The 1,427-nt window shown below is 40.8% G+C and carries 1 protein-coding gene and 1 pseudogene; both read right to left on the bottom strand.

The annotated features are described in order from the left end of the window. Nucleotides 1–124 precede the first annotated feature (124 nt). Nucleotides 125–295: pseudogene (locus tag F6J99_RS45010) on the bottom strand (transposase); the annotation flags it as partial. Between the two features lie 348 nt (nt 296–643). After that, nucleotides 644–1,427: FAD-dependent oxidoreductase (locus tag F6J99_RS45005; protein ID WP_293123931.1), on the bottom strand; the 784-nt coding region annotated here is incomplete at its 5' end.

The following is a 1,427-nucleotide window of genomic DNA, read 5'->3' as shown; positions in this document are numbered from 1 at the left end:
TCCTCATAGGCAGGGCTTTCACCTGCATCCGATAGGTAGTTAGACTTTTCAGGTTTTATCCTGCGCAAGTCCCCAACTCATACCCCTTCAGTCGCTGAAGGCTCCTAGTTGGAACGAGCCGCACCCAGTCAAGTCCCCAATGGCTGATGCTGCCCAATTTGTTGTAGGACTCAGACCTGACGACGCCCAATTTATTCATCGTGGACAACAACTCAAGTTCAACCGACTCAGTCATCCCCACTACAGGAACAATCTGGGTTGATATTTTCTTGGTCACTCCTACTTTTTTGGGCATCGTCAAATCTGAGTCCTAATACTTTAATATTACTCTATCGCTAGCAAAATGTCAATGTCCATTTTATGATATTAAATACCGATTTATACCTATTTTTAGGGGTTTAATTGCTGGGCTCTAAAAAGTTGGAAAAAAGTAGTTTTGTTGAGTGACCATCCCGAGAGTCAACAGTTTTTCTGTAGTCTTTCCCAGGAGAATGTTTTTTTGGCAACAAGTCCAGATGCTGCTATTGAGTTGGTTAAGACTATTTTAAGTGATGCTTAGATCTGTTGTAGATATAAGCCAGATGGCAAGTACTGTTAAATTAGCCAGTCGGCTAATTTAAGCAACAAGATGCCTTTAGCCTGGTTATCGTATGTCGGAAAAAGTGATTTTGGTAGAGCTAGACACAGGGAAAATTTGGCGTACGTTGCGTTCTCCTGTGAGATAATCTCTAATCCAACTACCCAAAACAGTTAAACGATTTGATAAACCGGGAAGATAATATAAATGGATCCCTAACCATAACAGCCAAGCTAACCAGCCTTTTAAGGAAATTCTGCCAAACAGATAAGCAACTCCTGCATTGCGAGCAATAATTGCTGCTGTTCCCTTGTTGAAATAATTAAAAGGTTTGAGAGATAATCCTCTAAGCTGTCGTTTGAGATTACTAGCGACTGCCGTTCCTTGCTGTAAAGCTTCAGGTGCAATCCCTAAAAGTGCTTTGCCGTCTTGCTTAACATAGGCAACATCTCCCACAGCATAGACTTCTGGATGTTCTAATAATTGCAAAGTTGAGCGCACACAAACTTGATATTTCCTAGCTGTAGCTAACTTTTCAGAGTCTACAGGAAGATTAGCTTTTACTCCTACAGCCCAAATAATAGTTCCTGTTTCAATTATCGAACCCTCTTCTAATTCAATGGCTCCAGGCATGACCGAAGTAACACGAGTGTTAAAATGAATTTGAACTCCCCGACGGCATAGCGCTTGCTCAGTGTAGTATCCTAAATGATCGGGAAAATTAGCAAGCAATCTATTTCCTGAATGAATTAAGATTACTTTTACTTGTTTTAAATCAAGTTCCCGATAGTCTTTAGCTAAGGTATCTGTAATTAACTCAATTAAAGCTCCTGCCAACTCTACCCCTGTC

The organism is Moorena sp. SIO4G3 (assembly GCF_010692305.1).
Taxonomy (GTDB): domain Bacteria; phylum Cyanobacteriota; class Cyanobacteriia; order Cyanobacteriales; family Coleofasciculaceae; genus Moorena; species Moorena producens_A.
This window is presented reverse-complemented; position numbering and strand designations above follow the sequence as displayed.